Origin of the sequence: Pseudomonas sp. Kh14, from assembly GCF_900291005.1 — a bacterium.
Lineage (GTDB): Bacteria > Pseudomonadota > Gammaproteobacteria > Pseudomonadales > Pseudomonadaceae > Aquipseudomonas > Aquipseudomonas alloputida.
Genome location: NZ_OLKJ01000034.1, coordinates 161,371 through 182,095, shown reverse-complemented (window position 1 = coordinate 182,095; position 20,725 = coordinate 161,371). Strand labels below are relative to the sequence as shown.

General features: G+C 65.2%; 16 protein-coding genes. 15 read left to right on the top strand and 1 reads right to left on the bottom strand.

The features are described from left to right. The first annotated feature begins 198 nt into the window (after positions 1-198). From FQ668_RS17865 to FQ668_RS17855, 3 genes are read left to right on the top strand one after another with little or no spacing between them, the layout of a single operon-like run. Positions 199-864 carry an ABC transporter ATP-binding protein gene (locus tag FQ668_RS17865; RefSeq protein WP_041166917.1) on the top strand — a complete coding sequence of 222 codons (666 nt, stop codon included), beginning with the start codon at positions 199-201 and terminating at the stop codon, positions 862-864. Further along, positions 864-3,323 carry an ABC transporter permease gene (locus FQ668_RS17860; RefSeq protein ID WP_144180432.1) on the top strand — a complete coding sequence of 820 codons (2,460 nt, stop codon included), beginning with the start codon at positions 864-866 and terminating at the stop codon, positions 3,321-3,323. The genes FQ668_RS17865 and FQ668_RS17860 overlap by 1 nt, the downstream gene beginning before the upstream one ends. Continuing rightward, complete coding sequence (locus FQ668_RS17855) at positions 3,313-4,368, top strand: lipocalin-like domain-containing protein (protein ID WP_076402913.1); 1,056 nt, start codon at positions 3,313-3,315, stop codon at positions 4,366-4,368. The genes FQ668_RS17860 and FQ668_RS17855 overlap by 11 nt, the downstream gene beginning before the upstream one ends. 53 nt (positions 4,369-4,421) lie before the next feature. Here FQ668_RS17855 and FQ668_RS17850 read toward each other — a convergent pair whose 3' ends face one another. Then, positions 4,422-5,168 carry an enoyl-CoA hydratase-related protein gene (locus FQ668_RS17850; protein ID WP_019438342.1) on the bottom strand — a complete coding sequence of 249 codons (747 nt, stop codon included), beginning with the start codon at positions 5,166-5,168 and terminating at the stop codon, positions 4,422-4,424. A gap of 116 nt (positions 5,169-5,284) precedes the next feature. Here FQ668_RS17850 and FQ668_RS17845 point away from each other — a divergent pair, with 116 nt between their 5' ends. The 12 genes from FQ668_RS17845 to FQ668_RS17790 all read left to right on the top strand — a co-directional run bounded on the left by FQ668_RS17845 (position 5,285) and on the right by FQ668_RS17790 (position 20,593). Continuing rightward, positions 5,285-5,929 (top strand): TetR family transcriptional regulator C-terminal domain-containing protein, encoded by a 645-nt coding sequence (locus tag FQ668_RS17845; protein ID WP_014590545.1) that lies wholly within the window; start codon positions 5,285-5,287, stop codon positions 5,927-5,929. Positions 5,930-6,003: 74 nt separating this feature from the next. Further along, on the top strand, positions 6,004-6,720 hold the full coding sequence (locus tag FQ668_RS17840) for a response regulator (protein ID WP_014590546.1): 717 nt from the start codon (positions 6,004-6,006) through the stop codon (positions 6,718-6,720). Beyond that, entirely contained in the window at positions 6,717-7,499 is a 783-nt protein-coding gene (locus FQ668_RS17835; RefSeq protein WP_014590547.1) for an ABC transporter substrate-binding protein, read from the top strand. Before FQ668_RS17840 ends, FQ668_RS17835 begins: the two co-directional genes overlap by 4 nt. Next, positions 7,496-9,748, top strand: coding sequence for a hybrid sensor histidine kinase/response regulator (locus FQ668_RS17830; protein WP_019438341.1), 2,253 nt, complete (start codon positions 7,496-7,498; stop codon positions 9,746-9,748). The genes FQ668_RS17835 and FQ668_RS17830 overlap by 4 nt, the downstream gene beginning before the upstream one ends. A gap of 196 nt (positions 9,749-9,944) precedes the next feature. Continuing rightward, positions 9,945-11,351, top strand: a complete 1,407-nt coding sequence (locus FQ668_RS17825; RefSeq protein WP_014590549.1) for an amino acid permease — start codon at positions 9,945-9,947, stop codon at positions 11,349-11,351. Positions 11,352-11,590: 239 nt separating this feature from the next. After that, positions 11,591-12,385 (top strand): enoyl-CoA hydratase/isomerase family protein, encoded by a 795-nt coding sequence (locus FQ668_RS17820; RefSeq protein ID WP_019438340.1) that lies wholly within the window; start codon positions 11,591-11,593, stop codon positions 12,383-12,385. A 33-nt stretch (positions 12,386-12,418) separates the two neighbouring features. Next, positions 12,419-13,579 carry an acyl-CoA dehydrogenase family protein gene (locus tag FQ668_RS17815; protein WP_019438339.1) on the top strand — a complete coding sequence of 387 codons (1,161 nt, stop codon included), beginning with the start codon at positions 12,419-12,421 and terminating at the stop codon, positions 13,577-13,579. 17 nt (positions 13,580-13,596) lie between these two features. Continuing rightward, positions 13,597-15,714: an acetate--CoA ligase family protein gene (locus tag FQ668_RS17810; RefSeq protein ID WP_019438338.1), complete on the top strand. Its 2,118-nt coding sequence runs from the start codon at positions 13,597-13,599 to the stop codon at positions 15,712-15,714. Further along, positions 15,707-17,314, top strand: a complete 1,608-nt coding sequence (locus FQ668_RS17805; RefSeq protein WP_014590553.1) for a 5-guanidino-2-oxopentanoate decarboxylase — start codon at positions 15,707-15,709, stop codon at positions 17,312-17,314. The genes FQ668_RS17810 and FQ668_RS17805 overlap by 8 nt, the downstream gene beginning before the upstream one ends. Positions 17,315-17,348: 34 nt before the next feature. Then, positions 17,349-18,578, top strand: a complete 1,230-nt coding sequence (alr, locus tag FQ668_RS17800; protein WP_019438337.1) for an alanine racemase — start codon at positions 17,349-17,351, stop codon at positions 18,576-18,578. A gap of 24 nt (positions 18,579-18,602) precedes the next feature. Next, positions 18,603-19,793 (top strand): pyridoxal phosphate-dependent aminotransferase, encoded by a 1,191-nt coding sequence (locus FQ668_RS17795; protein ID WP_014590555.1) that lies wholly within the window; start codon positions 18,603-18,605, stop codon positions 19,791-19,793. Positions 19,794-19,891: 98 nt separating this feature from the next. Beyond that, positions 19,892-20,593, top strand: a complete 702-nt coding sequence (locus FQ668_RS17790; RefSeq protein ID WP_014590556.1) for an NAD(P)H-dependent oxidoreductase — start codon at positions 19,892-19,894, stop codon at positions 20,591-20,593. Positions 20,594-20,725 lie beyond the last annotated feature (132 nt).

Below are 20,725 nucleotides of genomic sequence, written 5' to 3'. Positions count from 1 at the left end.
GTAATGCGAATTCTGTGCGATTATCGGTTCTTAGTGGATCCATTATTGGAGGGACCCTGCGATCAGAGGGGGCGGCTGCAGCAGCACGTCGTTTGAACAGGAGGGCACCGGCGAGATCGATCAATGCGGCCGGTGCAGGAGCAGCCTTGGCCGAACCTGCTATGCCTAAAGGGACACCCAACCCATCAAGGCCACTCGATGCTAGCCATCGAACATCTCTACAAATCATTCCCCACCCCCCAAGGCCCGCTCCCCATTTTGCAGGGGGTGGACATGCGCCTGGCGCGGGGCAGCAGCCTGGCGCTGATGGGCGAGTCGGGCAGCGGCAAGAGTACTTTGCTGCACCTGGTGGCTGGCCTGGACCGAGCGGACAGTGGCCGTATTCTGATCGACGACGTTCCGCTCGATGGCCGTTCGGAAGCGTCGCTGGCGCAGTGGCGGCGGGAGGGGATCGGCCTGGTGTTTCAGCAGTACAACCTGATCAGCAGCCTGGACGTGGGCCTGAACCTCACTTTCCAGGCCCGCCTCGCCGGGCGGCATGACCCGCATTGGGCGGCTTACCTGGCGCAGCGTCTTGGCCTGGCGGACCTGCTCGGGCGTTACCCGGAACAACTGTCTGGCGGCCAGCAGCAGCGCGTCGCCATCGGCCGTGCGCTTGCCGGGCGCCCGGCCTGGCTGTTGGCTGACGAACCGACCGGCAGCCTCGATGAAGCCAGCAGTGACGAGGTGCTGAGTTTGTTGCTGCAGTTGGTCGCCGAAGCCGGCAGCGGCGTACTGATGGTGACCCACAGCCCGCGGCTGGCGGCGCGTTTGCAGCACCGGTGCTACCTGCAGGCCGGCCGTGTTCGGCCCGAGCAGGGTTGATGAAGCTTTTGTCGCTGGCCCTGTTGGCGCTGCTCAGCCACTGGCGGCGCCATCGTGTGCAGTGCTTCAGCATCTTCACTGGCCTGTGGCTGGCCACGGCGTTGTGGACCGGCGTGCAGGCGTTGAACAGCCAGGCACGCAGCGACTATGCCCGGGCCAGCGCGGTATTGACCGGGCCGTTGCAGGCGCAACTGATCGCGCGCAATGGCGAGCGCTTTGATCAGGCGTTGTACGTGCAACTGCGCAGGCTGGGCTGGGCTGTTTCGCCGGTGCTGGAAGGGCGCTTGCGCTTGCCGGGCGAGCCCGCACGCAGTGTGCGCCTGATCGGCATCGAGCCGTTGAGCCTGCCGCCTGCCAGCAGCGTTGCCGGAGTGCAGGTGCAGGCATTCGACCTGCAAGCGTTCGTCGGCTCGCCCGGGCAAGCCTGGGTTGGGCCAGACACCTTGCGTCAACTGAACACAAGCCCCGGGTCGCCGACCCGCGACAGTGAAGGGCAGTTGCTGCCGCCTATGGTTTTGCAGCCTGCGTTGGCACCCGGGGTCATCGTGGTGGACATCGGCCACGCGCAGACGTTGCTGAACGCACCGGGGCAGTTGTCTCGTCTGCTGCTGGCCGATACGCCCGGGCCGTTGCCTGCAGATATCGCCCGCTACCTTGAACTGCAGCCGCGGCAGGACGATGGTGGCTTGCAGCGCCTGACCGACAGTTTCCACCTCAACCTGACCGCGCTCGGCCTGCTGGCGTTCGTCGTCGGCCTGTTCATTGCCCACGCCGCAATCGGTCTGGCGCTGGAGCAGCGCCGTGGGCTGATCCGCAACCTGCGCGCGTGCGGCGTCAGCCTGAAGACCCTGCTGGGTGCCCTGGTGCTGGAGCTGGGCCTGTTCGCGGCACTGGGTGGGCTGGCCGGGGTGGCCAGTGGTTACGCATTGGCCGCGTGGCTGCTGCCCGACGTGGCCGCCAGCCTGCGTGGCCTGTATGGCGCCCAGGTCGCCGGCACGTTGAGCCTGCCGGCGGGCTGGTGGCTGCTGGGTGTGCTGGTGAGTGTCCTCGGGGCATTGCTGGCCGGCATGGAGAGTGTAATGCGCGCTGCCCGGTTGCCTTTGCTGGCGCTGGCGCAACCCCAGGCCTGGCGACTGGCGCAGGGGCCATGGTTGCAACGGCAGGCTTTGCTAGCGGGCCTGCTGCTGTTGCTGGCCTTGGGCTGTGGTGTCTTCGGGGCTGGCTTGCTTAGCGCGTTCGGTATGCTGGCAGGGTTGCTGCTGGCGGCGGCACTGCTGTTGCCGGCGTTGCTCGATCGGGTACTGGCCTGGCTGGCGCGTCGTTGCCACCGGCCATTGGCGCAATGGTTCGTGGCTGACAGCCGCCAGCAGTTGCCAGCGCTGAGCCTGGCGTTGGTCGCCCTTTTGCTGGCCCTGGCTGCCAGTGTTGGCGTGGGCAGCATGACCGAGGGTTTTCGCAAGACGTTTGTCGGTTGGCTTGACCTGCGTCTCTCCGCCGACCTGTATGTCACCCCGCGGGACACGGCCCAAGGCTTGCAGATAGTCGAGTGGCTCAAGCAGCAGCCCGGGGCCAGCGTGGTCCTGCCCGGCTGGCGCGCAGACATGCATCTGCAAGGTTGGCCGGTGCAAGTGCAGGGCATTGTCGATCACCCTGCCTATCGTACGCGCTGGCCATTGCTGGAACAGCATTCGCGCGCCTGGCAGCAACTGGCCAGCGGACAAGCCGTAATGCTCAGTGAGCAGTTGGCCAGGCGATTGAACCTGCAACTGGGTGACAGCCTGAAGCTGCCCGCAGGCATGCCAGCCTTGCCCGTGGTGGGGATCTATGCCGATTACGGCAACCCCAAGGGGCATGTACTGGTCAATGCCGACTGGTTGCGCGCCCACTGGCCACAGGCAACCCTGGCCGGCTTGAGTGTCGACCTGAGCGCTGAAGGGGTGGCATCGCTCAAGGCCGCGCTGCAACGGCACTTTGCCCTGGATGACAGCCGGGTGGTCGAGCAGGCGCGCCTGAAACGCTGGTCGACCGACGTGTTCAACCGCACCTTTGCCGCCACCGCAGCCCTCAACAGCCTTACCCTTGGCGTGGCCGGTGTGGCGTTGTTCATCAACCTGCTGACCCTGGGTCAGGCGCGGCTGGGCCAGTTGGCACCGCTGTGGGCGCTGGGGGGGCGGCGCATGCAACTGGTCTGGTTGAGCCTGGGGCAGACACTCATGCTCAGCAGCTTCACCGTGCTGCTGGCAATTCCGCTTGGGCTGCTGCTGGCCTGGTGCCTGGTCGCGGTGGTGAACGTGCAGGCCTTCGGCTGGCGGTTACCGCTCTATGTGTTCCCCATGCAACTGCTGCAGTTGACCGTGCTGGGCATGCTCACCAGCCTGCTGGCCTGCGTCTGGCCGCTGTGGCAGCTGGCGCGCCGCCAGCCGCGTGAACTGTTGAGGCCGTTGTCCGATGAAGCTTAATGCGTGGCTGTTGCTGAGTGGTTTGTTGTGCGGCTGTGATCAGCCTGCACCGCAGAGCTATGCCGGGCTCGGGCAGCAGGCTGGCGAGTTCAGCCAGGTGACCCGCGATCATCGTCTGGTCTTCCCGCATGACCACGGCCCCCACGACGGCTTTCGTATCGAGTGGTGGTATGTCACCGCAAACCTCGAGGACGCCCAGGGCCGTGACTGGGGCGCCCAGTGGACACTGTTCCGCTCGGCCTTGCGCCCCGGTCCGGAGACCAGCGGCTGGAACAGCCCGAACCTGTGGATGGGGCATGCAGCACTGACCGGGCCGGGTGGCCATCAGGCTGCTGAAACCCTGGCGCGGGGGGGGATCGGCCAGGCCGGCGTGCAGGCCCAGCCGTTTCGCGCATGGATCAATGACTGGGTGTTGCAGGGCCAGGGCGGTATTGAACAGCTACAGATGGGCGCAAGTGGCGATGGTTTTCGCTATGACCTGCAGTTGCACAGCGATCTTCCCTTGGTGCTGCATGGTGAGCAGGGCTACAGCGAAAAATCAGGTAAGGGCCAGGCTTCGTACTATTACAGCCAGCCTTTCTACCGCGTACAGGGGCACGTCCAGCGTGGCAGCCTGTGCATCGCGGTGACCGGGCGGGCCTGGCTGGACCGGGAATGGAGCAGCCAGCCGTTGGCCCCCGGGCAGACCGGCTGGGACTGGTTCTCCCTGCACCTGGACAGTGGCGCCAAGCTGATGCTGTTCCAGGTACGGGAGGCCCACGGGGAACCTTATCGCGCCGGGACCTGGGTCGGGCCACAGGGTGAGGTGGTGGCGCTGGACGCAGCACAGATCCAGCTGCAGGCGCTGGCCTGGTCTGCGCAGAAAAACGGCAAGCAGGTGCCGACGCGCTGGCGGGTGCAAGTGCCGGAGCATGGGGTGGATGTGCAGGTCGATGCCGTGGAGCCGCAGGCATGGATGCAGACACGGTTCCCGTATTGGGAAGGGCCGGTACGCTTGAACGGGAGTGCGGGCGGGCGCGGGTATCTGGAGATGACCGGGTACTAGTGCAACAACATTTGAGCAAGACAGTTGTTCCCATAAAGACCGCGCCCGACCCTTCAATCCTTGATAAGCCCTCGCAGCACTGCCCGCGCTTCTTCAGTACGCAAGCACTCGATGAACAACTGGCTTTCCCGCGCCACCGTGGCCTCCAGCTCCGCCCGCTGGCTGTCCTTGAGCAGCCGCTTGCTGATCCGCAGCGCCGCTTGCGGGTAGCCTTGCAGCTGCCGCGCCAGCGTGCGGGCAGCTTCCAGGCACTGTTCGCCGTTTTCATGCAGCTCATTGGCCAGCCCCCAGGCCAGCATCTGTTCGCCATCGAGCAATGCGTTGGCCAGCAGCAAGCGTGCCGCGCGGGCCTGGCCAAGCACACGAGGCAGCAGCAGGCTGGAACCAAACTCCGGGCACACACCCAACGGCGCGAAAGGCATGCGCAGCCTGGTCGAGCGGCTGACCAGTACCTGGTCGCAATGCAGCAACAGGGTGGCCCCGATGCCGATCGCGGCACCGCTGACCGCTGCGATCAACGGCTTGTCCAGGCCCATGATCACCCGCATCAGGCGGAACACCGGGCTGTCCAGGTCGCTGGGCGGGTTGTCGAGGAAGTCGCGAAGGTCGTTGCCAGCGCTGAAGCAGTGCGGCCCACCGGTGATGATGATGGCATCGACAGCGGGGTCTTCATCTGCCGCCAGCAATAGGTCGCCCAGCAGCTGGTACATGGCAGTGTTCAGGGCATTGAGCTTGTCGGGGCGGTTGAAGGCCAGGGTCAGCAGGCCTTGGTCCAGCTCGCGTGTGATCAGGTCGTTCATGGCAGCCGCTTTTGTTGTTGTGAGGGGGCCCTGCCGGGCAGTGGCGCTTAGGGTTTATCACGCAGTCCGGCTTGTTGTACAGTCGTTCAGTCCAGCCCCTAACCAGAGACCCACCAATGACTCAGGAAGCCCGCTACCACCGCATGCTGCCGGAATTGCGCAAAGCCAACCTGGTCGAGGCGACCCTGGTGTGCCTCAAACGCCATGGTTTCCAGGGGGCTTCGATCCGCAAGATTTCGGCCGAGGCCGGGGTCTCGGTCGGGCTGATCAGCCACCATTACGCGGGCAAGGACGAACTGGTGGCAGAGGCTTACATGGCCGTCACCGGTCGGGTGATGAGCCTGTTGCGCGAGGCCATGGCCAAGGCTGCGCCCAATGCCCGCGAGCGGTTGTCGGCGTTCTTCCGTGCCTCGTTCTGCGCCGAGCTGCTCGACCCGCAATTGCTCGATGCCTGGCTGGCTTTCTGGGGGGCGGTGAAGACCGCCGACGCGATCAACCAGGTGCACGACCACTCCTACGGCGAGTACCGCAACGAACTTGGCCAGCTACTGGCCAGGCTGGCCGAGGAGGAGGGCTGGCAGGGCTTCGATGCCGACCTGGCGGCCATCAGCCTGAGCGCCTTGCTTGATGGCCTGTGGCTGGAGTCGGGCCTGAACCCCGGCACCTTCACCCCCGAGCAGGGCGTGATCATCTGCGAGGCCTGGGTCGACGGCCTGCAGGCCGGTGGCCGGAGGCGCTTCAGCCTGTCCGAGGGCTGTTGATCACCTGTTCAGTAACGAGTACGCTGCTGTCGCGAGTGTGTAGAACAACACCAATAAAAAAGAGACAACACGCAATGACGCCTCGGGTATTGATCGTCGATGACGATCCGCTTATTCGTGACTTGCTGCAGGCCTACCTGTCCCGGGAGGGCTACGACGTACACTGCGCCGACACCGCGGAAAGGGCCGAAGCCCTGCTCGCCAGCCAGGATGTCGACCTGGTGCTGCTGGACATCCGCCTGCCCGGCAAGGACGGCCTCACCCTGACCCGCGAACTGCGGGTGCGCTCGGAGGTTGGCATCATCCTCGTCACCGGGCGCAATGACGACATCGATCGCATCGTTGGCCTGGAATGCGGCGCAGATGACTACGTGATCAAACCGCTCAACCCCCGCGAGCTGGTGTCCCGGGCGAAAAACCTGATCCGCCGCGTGCGCCATGCCCGCGAGGCGCACCCCGCCCCGGCCTGCCCGCAGTCGCTGAAGCAGTTCGCCGACTGGGCACTGGATACCGACCGCCGGCGCCTGATCGACGCCTGTGGCGGGCAAACCCTGCTGACCCACGGTGAGTTCCAGTTGCTCAGCGTGTTCCTGCGCAACAGCGGCCACACCCTCAGCCGCGACCAGTTGATGGACCAGATTCGCAACCGCGAGTGGGTGCCCAACGACCGCTCCATCGACGTGCTGGTCGGCCGCCTGCGGCGCAAGCTGCATGACGACCCGGCCGAACCGCAGTTGATCATCACCATTCACGGCACCGGCTACCTGTTCACCGCCAGTGTGGCAGCATGATTCCTCGCGCCTGGCGGTTGGCGCTGGCCTTGACGTTGCCCACCCTGCACGCCAGTGCCAGTGAGCCGGTGCGCTACTGTGACTATCCGGTGTACCCGCCCATTTCCTGGAGCGACGGCCACCAGGTGCGCGGCCTGGCCCCCACCGTGGTGCGCGAACTGTTCGCGCGCATGGGCTACGAGGTGCAAACCGTGGTGCTGGGCAACTGGAAGCGCTGCCTGATGGACGCCGCCGCCGGGCGGGTGGACGTGGTCCTGGCCTACAACAGCGACCAGCGTGACCAGCGCATGCGTTTTTCCACGGAGCCGGTGTTGCGCGAGGAAGTGGCCGTGTTCTACAACCGCAAGCGACCGGTGCAGTTCCAGCAGCTGGAGGACCTGGCGGGTTACCGCGGCGGCCTGCTGTACGGTGAAAGCTATGGCGCCGAATTTGACCGCTTCGTCGCCCGCCACCAGAACATCGAGCGGGTGTCGTCCAGCCAACAGAACTTCGGCAAGCTGATCCGCGGGCGCATTGACTATGTGATTCAGGAGCGGCGCACCGGCCAACTGTTCATCGAGCACCTGCCCGGCGCGCAGGACATCCGCGTATTGCCCACGGCACTGAGCGTCGACTACCTGCGGGTGGCGGTATCGCGACAGTCACCCTTGAGCCAGCACATGGGTGAAATCGACGCGCAGTTGCAGCGGATGAACCAAGCGGGCGAGATCGCGCGTTGGCTGGAGCAAAGTGAAGTCACTTACCGCGACATGATCAACCTGCCGGCGGATGCACGATGATCCGCCTGCGCACAGATGGCCTGCTGCGCCGCCTGCTGCTGTTCATCCTGCTGTTCAGCTTGTGCTTCACGGTGCTGGCCAGCGGCGTGCAGCTTTACTTCGAGTACCGTCGCGAAATGCGGGATATAGAGGCACGCATGGCGTTGATCCGCGCCGGCTACCTGGCCAGCCTGGAGCGCAGCCTGTGGGACCTCGACGAGGCGCAGCTGGATGTTCAGTTGCGCGGCCTGGTGGACTTCTCCGATGTGGCGCGGGTGCGTCTGGTCAGTGAGGATTTCCCATTGTTACGCGGTGAGCCCGAGCCCCAAGGGCCGCTGCGCATCGAGCGCTTCCCCCTCGACTATCAGCCGCCCTCAGGGCCGGTCAGGCACCTGGGCGAACTGGAGGTCAGCATCGACCTTGGCGCGGTACACCGGCGGCTTTACGCCACGGGCCTTGCCAGCCTGTTGTGGATGGGCGTGTTTCTGTGCGGCCTGGCAGTGGCGCTGTCAGGGCTGTTCTACCGCCTGGTCACCCGCCACCTGCAAGTGATGGCCGAGTTCGCCCGCCGCATTGGCGCCGGCCAGTGGCAGGAGCCGTTGCGCCTTGGCCGCCGCCGATCATCGCGCCCCGACGAAATCGACACTGTGGCCAATGCCTTGGACGATATGCGTCGCGCCATCCTCAGCGATATCGAGCGCCGTGAGCGCGACCGCCTGGAACTGCAGGGTAAACGCGACGAATTGCAGGCCATGGTCGAGCGGCGTACGGCCAGCCTGGCTCGGGCCAAGGACGAGGCCGAGGCTGCCAACTTGGCCAAGTCGCGCTTTTTGGCGACCATGAGCCATGAATTGCGCACGCCGCTCAACGGTATTCTGGGCATGGCCGAACTGCTGCGCGGCGGGCGCCTGGAGGTCGCCGACCGCCAGCGTGTCGAGGCCTTGTACAAGGCTGGCGAAGGGCTGTTGGCGATTCTCAACGAAGTGCTGTATTTCGCCCGGCTCGAAGAAGGCGAGAGCCGCACCGAACGGGTGGTGTTTTCCTTGCGTCAGTTGTGCCAGGAGGTGCTGGCGTTGCTCGAACCCATGGCCATGGAGAATGCCGACACCCTGCAACTGCAGGTCGATGAGCAACTGGCCGCGTACCAGTACGGCGCAGAGCAGTACCTGCGACAGGTGCTGAGCAATCTGCTGGCCAACGCCATCAAGTTCACTGAGCACGGCCAGGTACAGCTGACGGTACAGGTGCTTGCCAATAACGAGTGCTCGCAGCGCTTGCGGCTGTCGGTCCGTGACAACGGTATCGGCATCGAACCCGCCGTTCAGGCGAAGATCTTCGACCGTTTCGTCCAGGCCAGCGAAGCTGTGACCCAGCGCTATGGCGGCACTGGCCTGGGCCTGGCGATCTGCAAGCACCTGGTGGAAAAACTGGGCGGTAGCATCGGCCTTGAGAGCGTTCAAGGGCAGGGCAGCTGCTTTTGGTTCGAGCTCGACATGGCTCGCGGGCAGCCTGTCTCAGCGGGGGCACCAGCTCCTTCGCCCTTGCCCAGCCTGGATATCCTGGTGGTCGAAGACGTTGCCCTGAACCGTGAGGTTGCCGGTGGCCTGCTGCTGCGCGACGGTCACCGGGTAAGCTTTGCCGAAGACGCCAGCCAAGCCCTGCAGGCATGCGCGCAGCGGCGCTTCGACCTGGTTCTGCTGGACGTGCACTTGCCGGGCATGAGCGGGGTGGCGTTGTGCCGACAGCTGCGTACCTCGCCTGGGCCGAACCGCCACAGTCGGATCCTGGCGCTGACGGCCGGCGTGCAACCGGGCCAGGTAGCGGGTTATCTGGACGCTGGCATGCAGGGCGTACTGGCCAAGCCTTTGCGGCTGGACAACCTGCGCAAAGCGTTGGCTGACGTAGCACCCGGTGAAGTGGCCAGCGCTGGCGCAGACATGGACTGGTCATTGCTCGACACCCACCGTTCACTGCTGGGGGAGCAGAAGTTGCAAGGCCTGCTGAAGGTCCTGCGCCAGTCACTGCAGCAGTACGCCACGGCGCTGGCCGAGGCGCTGCCAGCCCAGGACTTCACCGAAGTGCTGCACCTGGCCCACCGCCTGGCTGGCAGTTGCGATTCCCTGGGGTTTACCGGGCTGGCGACGGTGTTGCGTGGTCTGGAGGAGGCGGCCCGGCAGCATGACGTACAGGCCATGCAAGCCCTCGGTGAGCCGTTGGCTACCCAGCTAGGTCAGGCCAGTGCCACGCTGGAACAGTTGATTCAGAGCTGACGTACAAAAAGCTTACGACTTTTTACATCTTCGATCCGTTCGTACAACGGCGCCTTACATCCGTTTCCAATAATCCATGGCAACCGTGTTGCACACGGTCCATGAGGCTTATTGGAGACAAGAATAATGACATGCCGTAGCGCTCAGCCCCTCATTCGAACCCTCCCACGCACCGGCCGCAATGGCGAGGTGTGCCATGACTGACAGCGTTGAAAAAATCCAGCTCACCCGCGCCCTGAAAAGCCGGCACATCTTCATGCTGTCGCTGGGTGGGGTTATTGGAACCGGCCTGTTCATGGGCTCGGGCGTAACCATCAATCAGGGCGGGCCGGTGGGCGCGATCCTGGCTTACCTGGTCGCGGGCTTGCTGATGTACCTGGTGATGGTCTGCCTCGGCGAGCTGTCGGTGCAGATGCCAGTGTCCGGTTCGTTCCAGGCCCACGCCACCAAATACATTGGCCCGGCCACCGGGTTCATGATCGGCTGGGTGTACTGGATGAGCTGGGCCACCACCGTAGGCCTGGAGTTCACCGCTGCCGGCATGTTGATGACCCGCTGGTTCCCGGAGGTGCCGATCTGGTACTGGTCGGCGCTGTTCGTGGTGGTGCTGTTCGGGCTCAACGCCCTGGCCACGCGTGCCTTTGGCGAGGCCGAGTACTGGTTCTCGGGCATCAAGGTGGCAACCATCCTCGGCTTCATCGTCATTGGCCTGCTGGTGATTTTCGGTGCCATCCCCCTGAGCAGCGGGGCACCCGCACCGATGCTGAACAACCTGGTGGGCGAGTCGCTGTTCCCCCATGGCCTGTCGGCAGTGTTCGCGGTGATGATGACCGTGGTCTACGCCTTCCAGGGCTGCGAAATCATGGGGGTGGCGGCTGGCGAGACCGAGCACCCGGAAAAGAGCATCCCGCGGGCGGTGCGCAATGTGGTGTTCCGCGTGCTGATCTTCTATGTGCTGGCGATTGCCGTGCTGTCGGCGATTGTGCCGCACGAGCAGGCCGGGCTGATGGAAAGCCCGTTCGTGCAGGTGTTCGACATGGTCGGCATCCCTTACGCCGCCGACTTGATGAACTTCGTCATCCTCACGGCCATCCTCTCGGTGGGCAACTCCGGGTTGTATGCCTCCACGCGCATCCTCTGGGCCATGTCCAAGACTGGCATGGCACCGAAAAGCCTGTCGCCGCTGAGCAAGCGTGGCGTGCCGCTGCGGGCGCTGAGCATCACCCTGTGCTTTGCGCTGATCTCGCTGATGACCAGCTTCGTCGCGGCTGACACGCTGTTCATGGTGCTGATGGCGGTGAGCGGCATGTCCGGCACCGTGACCTGGATCGTCATCGCCCTGGCGCAGTACCGTTTCCGCAAGGCATGGCTGCGTGACGGCGGGCAACTGCAGGACCTGAAGTACAAGGCGCCGCTGTACCCCCTGGTGCCGCTGCTGTGCATCACCCTGTGCAGTTCGCTGTTTGTGTTCCTGGCGCTGGATGAAACCCAGCGGCCGTCGCTGTACTGGGGCTTTGGCTTCATTGCCCTGTGCTATGCGGCGTACTTCTTCGTCAACCGCCGCCGGCAGGGGGCCTTCGAGCCCAGCGCACCAGGGGTTTGACACCGCAGCTCGTCGTCGGCAGGTGTTGGTCGCTGCATTTTCAGCGCCTGTGAGGTCGAGCGCCGCCTGTGCGGTGCGCGATCTCACAGGCCATAAAGCCGTCAGGACGAACGCCCTTGTGTAACGCCAGACACCGAGTTGTGCGAAGTTGTAACAGCCCATCCCGCCTTGCTGAACACTCGTTTAGTATCTCCCTCGTCAAGCCCTCCAACACCATCACAACAACACCGAGGCCCCCCATGACCACCCCGTCGTCGTCACTGTTGAGCAAGGTCGAAGCCGGCGTTGCCTGGATCACCCTCAACCGCCCCGAGCAGCGCAACGCGCTGGACATTCCCACCCTCAAGCAACTGCACGCCTTGCTCGACAGCCATGCCGACGACCCCGCCGTACGCGTGGTGGTGCTGACCGGCAGCGGCCGCAGCTTCTGCGCTGGCGCCGACCTGGCCGAATGGGCAGCCGCCGAAGCGGCGGGCACCCTGGAAAGCTACGGCTGGACCGAAACTGCCCATGCCCTGATGTTGCGCCTGCACAGCCTCGACAAACCCACCATCGCCGCCATCAACGGCACCGCCGTGGGCGGTGGCATGGACCTCAGCCTGTGCTGCGACCTGCGCATCGCCGCCGCCTCGGCGCGCTTCAAGGCCGGCTACACCAGCATGGGCTACAGCCCCGATGCCGGCGCCAGCTGGCACCTGCCACGGCTGATCGGCAGCGAGCAGGCCAAGCGCCTGCTGTTCCTGGACGAATTGTGGGGCGCCGATCGCGCCCTGGCCGCCGGGTTGGTCAGCGAAGTCTGCGCCGACGAGCAGTTGCCTGCCGTTGCCGCCGAACTGGCCGGGCGCCTGGCCAATGGCCCGACCTTCGCCTATGCGCAGACCAAGCGGCTGATACGCGACGGTGCCCGGCGCACGCTGGCTGAACAGCTGGAAGCCGAGCGCCACGCCGGCCTGCTGTGTGGCCGCAGCCAGGATGGCGCCGAGGCCCTGCAAGCTTCGGTGGAACGTCGCGCCCCCCGTTTTACCGGCCAGTAATCCGATACCCGACCCTCATCAGGACCTTCGCAGATGAATTTCCAACTGACCCAAGAACAAGAAATGTTGGTGGAAGCGGTACGCAGCTTTGTTGCCAAAGAACTGCTGCCCCATGAGGAAGCGGTGGACCGCGCCGACGCCGTGTCACCCGAACTGGCCGCGCAGATCCGTGGCAAGGCCATCGCTGCAGGGTTCTATGCCTTCAACATGCCCGAGGAAGTGGGAGGGGGCGGCCTGGACTACCTGTCCCAGGCGCTGATCGAACGTGAGCTGTCCAAGGTGTCCTGGGCGCTGCATGTCTTCGTTGCACGGCCGTCGAAAATCCTCATGGCCTGCAAGGACGAGCAGATCAACGACTACCTGTTGCCGTGCGTGCAGGGCGAGAAGATCGACTGCTTCGCCCTCACCGAACCGGGCGCCGGCTCTGATGCCAATGCCATCAAGACCCGCGCCGTACGTCAGGGCGATGACTTTGTCATCAACGGTAGCAAGCACTTCATCAGCCACGCAGGCCACGCCGATTTCGCCATCGTCTTCGCTGTCACCGACACCTACGAGCACAACGGGCGCAAGCGCAATGCGGTCACCGCCTTGCTGGTCGACCGGGGTACGCCGGGCATGACCATCCGCCGTGGTCCCAAGTGCGTGAGCAACCGTGGTTATCACACCTACGAGCTGTTTTTCGACGACTGCCGGGTGCCGGCCAGCAAGGTACTGGGCGAAGTCGGCAAGGGCTGGGAAGTGGCCAACGCCTGGCTTACCGCCGGTCGGGTGATGGTCGCCGCCAACTGCGTGGGCCAGGCCCAGCGCGCCCTCGACCTGTCGCTGCAATGGGCCGCCGACCGCAAGCAGTTCGGCCAGGCCATCGGCAGCTATCAGGGGGTGTCGTTCAAGCTGGCCGACATGGCCACGCAGATCCGCGCGGCCGAGATGCTCACCCTGCACACCGCCTGGAAGATGGACCAGGGCAACATGACCGACGGTGAGGCCGGCATGGCCAAGCTGTTTGCAAGCGAGGTGCTGGGCAAGGTCGCCGACCAAACCGTGCAGATCTTCGGTGGCATGGGCCTGATGGATGAAGGGCCGGTTGAGCGCATCTGGCGCAATGCGCGTATCGAGCGCATCTGGGAGGGCACTTCGGAAATCCAGCGGCATATCATCGCCCGCGAACTGCTGCGCCCGTTGCTGCGCTGAGCGCCAGGAGAACACCCATGTCGCAATCGATTCGTGACAACCTCAAGCGCCTGCTGGCGCCCCGACACCTGGCCTTTGTCGGCGGGCGCAGCATGGCGCGGGCGCTCAAGCGCTGCGCCGAAGGTGGCTTTGCCGGTGAGCTGTGGCTGGTCAACCCGCAGCATGAAAGCCTCGAAGGCATCCCCTGCGTGGCCCGGGTGGCCGACTTGCCCTACGCCCCGGACGCGGTGTTCATCGCCACCAACCGTGAGCTGACCCTGCAGTGCGTTGCCGAGCTGGCAGCACGTGGCGCCGGTGGCGCCATCTGCTACGCCTCGGGCTTTGCCGAAAGCGGCGAGGAGGGCTGCCAGTTGCAGCAACGCCTGCTCGACGTCGCCGGCAACATGGCCTTGCTCGGCCCTAACTGCTATGGCCTGCTCGACTACCTGCACGGTGCCGCCCTGTGGCCGGTGGCGCATGGTGGCCAGCAAGTGGAGAAGGGGGTGGCGATCCTCACGCAAAGTGGCAACTTCGCCTACAACCTGTCCATGAGCGACCGCTCCCTGCCGGTGGCCTACATGGCCTCGGTCGGCAACCAGGCACAACTGGGTGTGGCCGAGCTGATGGACGTGCTGCTCGACGACCCACGGGTAACGGCCATCGGGCTGCACCTGGAAGGCTTGAAGAACGTGCCGGGCTTTGCACGCGCCGCCTACAAGGCATTGCAGCAGGGTACGCCGATCATTGCCCTGAAGACTGGCGTTTCGCAGATCGGCGCTGAACTGGCGCTCAGCCACACCAGCTCGTTGTCCGGCTCCGATGCGTTGTACGACAGCCTGTTCCAGCGCCTGGGCGTAATCCGCGTCAGCGGCCCGGTGAGCTTTGTCGAAACGCTCAAGGCCGCAGCCTGCGGACGCTTGCCGGCAGATGGCGAGCTGATTGCGCTGGCCTGCTCAGGCGGCGATGCCGGCCTGATTGCCGACTATGCCGAACGCAACCAGTTGCAACTGCCGAAGCTCGCGCAAGGGCAGGTGGCGGCACTGGCCGAGGTGTTGCCGGGCTATGCCAACCTGGTCAACCCACTGGACTTCACCACTGCCATCTGGGGCGATGAAGCCGCCCTGCAACGCATGCTCGACAGCACCCTGAGCGGCGCCGCGGGCGCGGCGATGCTGGTGCTGGACTATCCGGCGGCGTTCACCGGCGAGCGCAAGGAATGCGACCTGCTGCTGGGGCTGTACTGCGATGCCGTTGAACGCCACGGCAAGATCGGCTTCGTCACCTCGGCTTTCCCGGAACTGTTGCCTGCCAGTGCGCGTGAGCGCCTGCATGCGCGGGGTATCGCTGCCCTGCAGGGCGTGGAAGACGGCCTGGCGGCCTGGGGCCGTATCGTCGCTTACCAAAGGAACCGCCAGCGGTTGCTGGACCAGGGCGAGGCTGCGCGGGTACCGCTGTGCCCGCAGGCCGTCACGGGCGAAAGCCGACTGTTGGACGAATGGCAATCCAAGCAGGCCCTGCGCGCCTTCGGTCTGCCCGTGCCTGCGGGCGTGCTGAGTACGCCCGAACGCGCCGTGGCAGACGCTGCCCATGTCGGTTACCCCTTGGTACTGAAGGCGGTCAGCGCGCAGCTGCCGCACAAGACCGAAGCTGGCGCTGTGGCGTTGAACCTGCGCGATGCCCGCGCCCTGGAAGCTGCACTGGTGCAGATGCGCCAGTGCATCGCTGCCTACGCCCCCCAGGTTGCGTTTGATCAGGTGCTGCTCGAGCCCATGGCCGAGCAGCCCTTGGCCGAGCTCATAGTGGGCATCAAGCGTGAACACGACTTTGCCCTGGCCTTGGTGATCGGTGCCGGCGGCGTGCTGGTCGAACTGCTCAAGGACAGTGTCAGCCTGTTGCTGCCCACTACCGACAGCGCCATCCGGGCAGCGCTGCTGAACCTGCGCAGTGCCAGCCTGCTGCAAGGCTTCCGTGGCCGTCCGGCCGCCAACCTCGATGCCTTGGTCTTGGCCATCCGCGCAGTCGCCGATTACGCCTGCGAAAACGCCGGGCAGTTGCTGGAGCTGGATGTGAACCCATTGATGGTCGGTGCCAATGGCACCACCGCAGTCGACGCGCTGATCCGCCTCGGCCAGACGCAAGGAGAACGACATGAATGACCTTACCCTGACGGCCGGCCAGGCCCTGGTGCGGTTGTTGGCCAACTACGGCGTTGAGACTGTGTTCGGCATCCCCGGCGTGCACACCCTGGAGCTTTACCGTGGCCTGCCGGGCAGCGGCATTCGCCATGTATTGACCCGCCACGAGCAAGGCGCCGGCTTCATGGCCGACGGTTACGCGCGGGTCAGTGGCAAGCCCGGAGTGTGCTTCGTCATTACCGGCCCAGGCGTAACCAACGTCGCCACCCCCATCGGCCAAGCCTATGCCGACTCGGTGCCGATGCTGGTGATCTCCAGCGTCAACCACACCGCCAGCCTGGGCAAGGGCTGGGGCTGCCTGCACGAAACCCAGGACCAGCGCGCCATGACTGCGCCGATCACCGCGTTCTCGGCCGTGGCGTTGCGCGGCGATGACCTGCCCGAGCTGATCGCCCGCGCCTGGGCCGTGTTCGACAGCGAACGACCGCGCCCGGTGCATATTTCGGTGCCCCTGGACGTGCTGGCGGCACCGGTCAGCCGGGACTGGAGCGGTGAGGTGGTACGCCGTCCCGGGCGTGGCCAGCCGCGCCGCGAAACCCTCGAGCAGGCTGCCCTGAAGCTTGCCGCCGCCCAGCGGCCGATGATCATTGCCGGGGGGGGCGCGTTGCACGCGGCTGAGCAGTTGCAGCAACTTAGTACACGGCTGGCAGCGCCTCTGTTCACCAGCGTGGCCGGCAAGGGCTTGCTGCCGCCAGACGCGCCACTCAATGCCGGCGCCAGCCTGTGCGTCGAACCCGGCTGGCAGTTGATCAGCCAGGCTGATGTGGTGCTTGCTGTAGGCACCGAAATGGCCGACACCGACTTCTGGCGCGAACGTCTGCCGATCCGCGGCGAGCTGCTGCGCGTCGACATCGACCCGCGCAAGTTCAACGATTTCTACCCCTGTGCCATTGCCCTGCAGGGCGATGCCCGGCAAACCGTGGACGGTTTGCTCGAACACCTGCCCGCACTTCAGCGTGACCCGGCCCAGGCCAGCGCGGCGGTGGCCACCCTGCGCCAGGCCATCCGCAATGGGCATGCCCCGTTGCAGGCCACGCACCAGGCCATTCTGGACCGTATCGCCGCCGTACTGCCCGACGATGCCTTCATCAGCAGCGACATGACCCAGCTGGCCTATACCGGCAACTACGCCTTCTCCAGCCGGGCACCACGTAGCTGGCTGCACCCCACCGGCTACGGCACCCTCGGCTACGGCCTGCCGGCTGGCATCGGTGGTATGTTCGCCAGCGACCACCGCCCCGGCCTGGTACTTGTGGGTGATGGCGGCTTCCTGTACACCGCCCAGGAACTGGCAACTGCCGTCGAGGAGCTGCACCGGCCGCTGGTGGTGTTGCTTTGGAACAATGACGCCCTCGGCCAGATCCGCGACGATATGCTCGGTCTGGATATCGAGCCGGTCGGCGTGCTGCCGCGCAACCCGGATTTCATCGGCCTGGCCCGCGCCTTCGGCTGCACCGTGCACCAGCCACGCGACCTGGACGCATTGCAGGCCGACCTGGCCAGCGGCTTCGCCACCCCCGGCGTGACGTTCATCGAACTCAAACACACCTGCGTCTGTTAAGGCGCGCACAACGACAAGAACACGAGTAACCACCATGCCCTTTCGCCGTACCCTTCTGGCTGCATCCCTGGCACTTCTGATCACCGGACAGGCCCCCCTGTATGCGGCCCCCCCGTTGTCGATGGACAACGGCACCAACACCCTGACCGTGCAGAACAGCAACGCCTGGGTTGAGGTCAGTGCCAGCGCTCTGCAACACAATATCCGCACCCTGCAGGCCGAGCTGGCCGGCAAGTCCAAGCTGTGCGCTGTGCTCAAGGCCGATGCCTATGGCCACGGTATCGGCCTGGTAATGCCATCGATCATCGCCCAGGGCGTGCCCTGCGTGGCGGTGGCCAGCAACGAGGAGGCCCGCGTGGTCCGCGCCAGTGGCTTCACCGGGCAACTGGTGCGGGTACGCCTGGCCAGCCTCAGCGAGCTGGAAGATGGCTTGCAGTACGACATGGAGGAGCTGGTGGGCAGCGCGGAATTCGCCCGCCAGGCCGATGCCATCGCCGCGCGCCATGGCAAGACCCTGCGCATTCACATGGCGCTCAACTCCAGCGGCATGAGCCGCAACGGAGTGGAGATGGCCACCTGGTCCGGCCGTGGCGAAGCGCTGCAGATCACCGATCAGAAGCACCTCAAGCTGGTCGCGCTGATGACCCACTTCGCCGTGGAGGACAAGGACGATGTCCGCAAGGGCCTGGCAGCCTTCAACGAGCAGACCGACTGGTTGATCAAGCACGCGAAGCTCGACCGCAGCAAGCTCACCCTGCACGCCGCCAACTCGTTCGCTACGCTGGAGGTGCCGGAAGCGCGCCTGGACATGGTGCGAACGGGGGGCGCGCTGTTCGGCGACACCGTGCCGGGGCGCACTGAGTACAAGCGTGCGATGCAGTTCAAATCGCATGTGGCGGCGGTGCACAGCTATCCGGCTGGCAACACCGTGGGCTATGACCGCACCTTCACCCTGGCCCGTGATTCGCGTCTGGCCAACATTACGGTCGGGTACTCCGATGGCTACCGCCGGGTATTCACCAACAAGGGCCATGTGCTGATCAACGGCCACCGTGTGCCGGTTGTGGGCAAGGTGTCGATGAACACGCTGATGGTCGATGTCACCGACTTCCCTGATGTGAAGGGGGGCAACGAAGTGGTGCTGTTTGGCAAGCAGGCCGGGGGCGAAATCACCCAGGCCGAGATGGAAGAAATCAACGGCGCGTTGCTCGCCGATTTGTACACCGTATGGGGCAGTTCCAACCCGAAGATGCTCGTCGACTGAAATTGCCATTGAAAGGAGATTGCCATGCGCTACGCCAAGCTCACCCAACGCATCGCCGGCGACGGCGCTGCGGCCTGGGACATCCACTACCGCGCCCTGGCGCTGCAGGCCGAGGGCAAGGACATCCTGCTGCTGTCGGTGGGGGACCCGGACTTCGACACTCCCGCGCCTATCGTCGAGGCGGCCATCGACAGCCTGCGCGCTGGCCATACTCATTACGCCGATGTACGCGGCAAGCTGGCGCTGCGCCAGGCCATCGCCAACCGTCACCGGCAGCGCAGTGGCCAGGCGGTGAGCGTCGACCAGGTGACCGTGCTGGCGGGTGCCCAGTGCGCGCTGTTCTGCGTAGCCCAGTGCATACTCGACCCAGGCGATGAGGTGATCGTTGCCGAACCGATGTATGTCACCTACGAGGCTGTGTTCGGTGCCTGCGGCGCCAAGGTGGTGCCGGTACCGGTCAAGCCCGAGAATGGCTTTCGCGTGTGCCCGCGTGACGTCGCCGAGCGCATTACCCCGCGCACCCGCGCGCTGGCCCTGAACAGCCCGCACAACCCTTCAGGGGCGAGCCTGCCGCGCGCCACCTGGGAGGCGCTGGCCGAACTGTGCGTTGCCCATGATCTGTGGCTGATCTCTGACGAGGTCTACAGCGAGCTGCTGTATGAAGGTGAGCATGTCAGCCCCGGCAGCCTGCCGGGTATGGCCGAGCGGACTGCAACGCTGAACAGCCTGTCCAAATCGCATGCCATGACTGGCTGGCGCATGGGGTGGGTGGTCGGCTCGACAGCACTGGCCACGCATCTGGAAAACCTCGCCCTGTGCATGCTCTACGGCTTGCCGGACTTCGTCCAGGATGCCGCCGTGGTGGCGCTGGAGCACCCGTTGCCCGAACTGGACGCCATGCGCGAAGCCTACCGCCAGCGGCGCGATCTGGTGTGCGAGCAGCTGGCCGGCTGCCCGGGTTTGAAGGCGTTGAAGCCCGATGGTGGCATGTTCGTGATGGTCGACATCCGTGAAACCGGCCATAGCGCCCAGGCTTTCGCCGACTACCTGTTGGATAGCCAAGGCGTGTCGGTGCTCGCTGGCGAGGCATTCGGCCCTAGCGCTGCCGGGCATATCCGCCTGGGCCTGGTGCTGGGCAACGAGGCGCTGGTCGATGCCTGCCAGCGCATTGCCCGCTGCGCCGGCGAACTGATGCGCGGGCAGACGGATGCGTGAACACACCGTCCAGCGTACGCGTTGCCCGGGCCAGGAGGACGGCGCGCGCTGCTGAACCACTGCGGCAAGATAACCTGTTTTGTGTGAGGAGAATGTTTGTGAATGTACTGATCGTCCACGCTCACCCCGAGCCGCAATCGTTCACGGCAGCCCTGCGTGACCAGGCTGTGGAAACCTTCCGCGCCCAAGGCCATCAGGTGCAGGTCAGTGACTTGTACGCCATGGGCTGGAACCCGGTGGCCAGTGCCGATGACTTTACCCAGCGCGAGAACCCCGAGTACCTCGTGTATGCGCTGGAGCAGCGTCAGGGCGTCAAGCGTGGCGCCATTGCCGCGGATATCCAGCAGGAGCTGGACAAGTTGTTGTGGGCCGACTTGCTGGTGCTGAACTTCCCGATCTTCTGGTTCTCGGCCCCGGCCATGCTCAAGGGCTGGATCGACCGGGTGCTGGTGTCGGGGGTGTGCTATGGCGGCAAGCGCTTCTACGACCAGGGCGGGTTGGCCGGCAAGAGGGCGCTGGTGACCGTGACCCTGGGCGGGCGAGAGCACATGTTTGGCGACGGCGCGATTCACGGGCCGCTGGAAGACATGCTGCGGCCGATCCTGCGGGGCACGCTGGCCTATGTCGGGTTCGAGGTGCTGCCGCCGTTCGTGGCGTGGCATGTGCCGTACATCAGTGCTGATGCGCGACAGGACTTTCTGCAGCAATACCGGCAGCGTCTGGAGCAGCTCTCGGACGACCAGCCACTGGTGTTCCCGCGCCTGGCGCAGTTCGATGAAGCGTTGTACCCGCTGACGTGACCTTTCTCCTGTACTGAACACTGGGGCCGCGTTGCGGCCCTTTCGCGACACAAGGCCGCTCCCAGGATTACCGTCAGCTTCGAAGGCTGCGCCGTCCTTGTGGGAGCAGCCTTGTGTCGCGAAAGGGCTGCA

Coding starts and splice junctions, on each gene's coding strand:
- FQ668_RS17865 (WP_041166917.1), top strand. CDS start 199: ATGCTAGCCATCGAACATCTCTACAAATCATTCCCCACCCCCCAAGGC.
- FQ668_RS17860 (WP_144180432.1), top strand. CDS start 864: ATGAAGCTTTTGTCGCTGGCCCTGTTGGCGCTGCTCAGCCACTGGCGG.
- FQ668_RS17855 (WP_076402913.1), top strand. CDS start 3,313: ATGAAGCTTAATGCGTGGCTGTTGCTGAGTGGTTTGTTGTGCGGCTGT.
- FQ668_RS17850 (WP_019438342.1), bottom strand. CDS start 5,168: ATGAACGACCTGATCACACGCGAGCTGGACCAAGGCCTGCTGACCCTG.
- FQ668_RS17845 (WP_014590545.1), top strand. CDS start 5,285: ATGACTCAGGAAGCCCGCTACCACCGCATGCTGCCGGAATTGCGCAAA.
- FQ668_RS17840 (WP_014590546.1), top strand. CDS start 6,004: ATGACGCCTCGGGTATTGATCGTCGATGACGATCCGCTTATTCGTGAC.
- FQ668_RS17835 (WP_014590547.1), top strand. CDS start 6,717: ATGATTCCTCGCGCCTGGCGGTTGGCGCTGGCCTTGACGTTGCCCACC.
- FQ668_RS17830 (WP_019438341.1), top strand. CDS start 7,496: ATGATCCGCCTGCGCACAGATGGCCTGCTGCGCCGCCTGCTGCTGTTC.
- FQ668_RS17825 (WP_014590549.1), top strand. CDS start 9,945: ATGACTGACAGCGTTGAAAAAATCCAGCTCACCCGCGCCCTGAAAAGC.
- FQ668_RS17820 (WP_019438340.1), top strand. CDS start 11,591: ATGACCACCCCGTCGTCGTCACTGTTGAGCAAGGTCGAAGCCGGCGTT.
- FQ668_RS17815 (WP_019438339.1), top strand. CDS start 12,419: ATGAATTTCCAACTGACCCAAGAACAAGAAATGTTGGTGGAAGCGGTA.
- FQ668_RS17810 (WP_019438338.1), top strand. CDS start 13,597: ATGTCGCAATCGATTCGTGACAACCTCAAGCGCCTGCTGGCGCCCCGA.
- FQ668_RS17805 (WP_014590553.1), top strand. CDS start 15,707: ATGAATGACCTTACCCTGACGGCCGGCCAGGCCCTGGTGCGGTTGTTG.
- alr (WP_019438337.1), top strand. CDS start 17,349: ATGCCCTTTCGCCGTACCCTTCTGGCTGCATCCCTGGCACTTCTGATC.
- FQ668_RS17795 (WP_014590555.1), top strand. CDS start 18,603: ATGCGCTACGCCAAGCTCACCCAACGCATCGCCGGCGACGGCGCTGCG.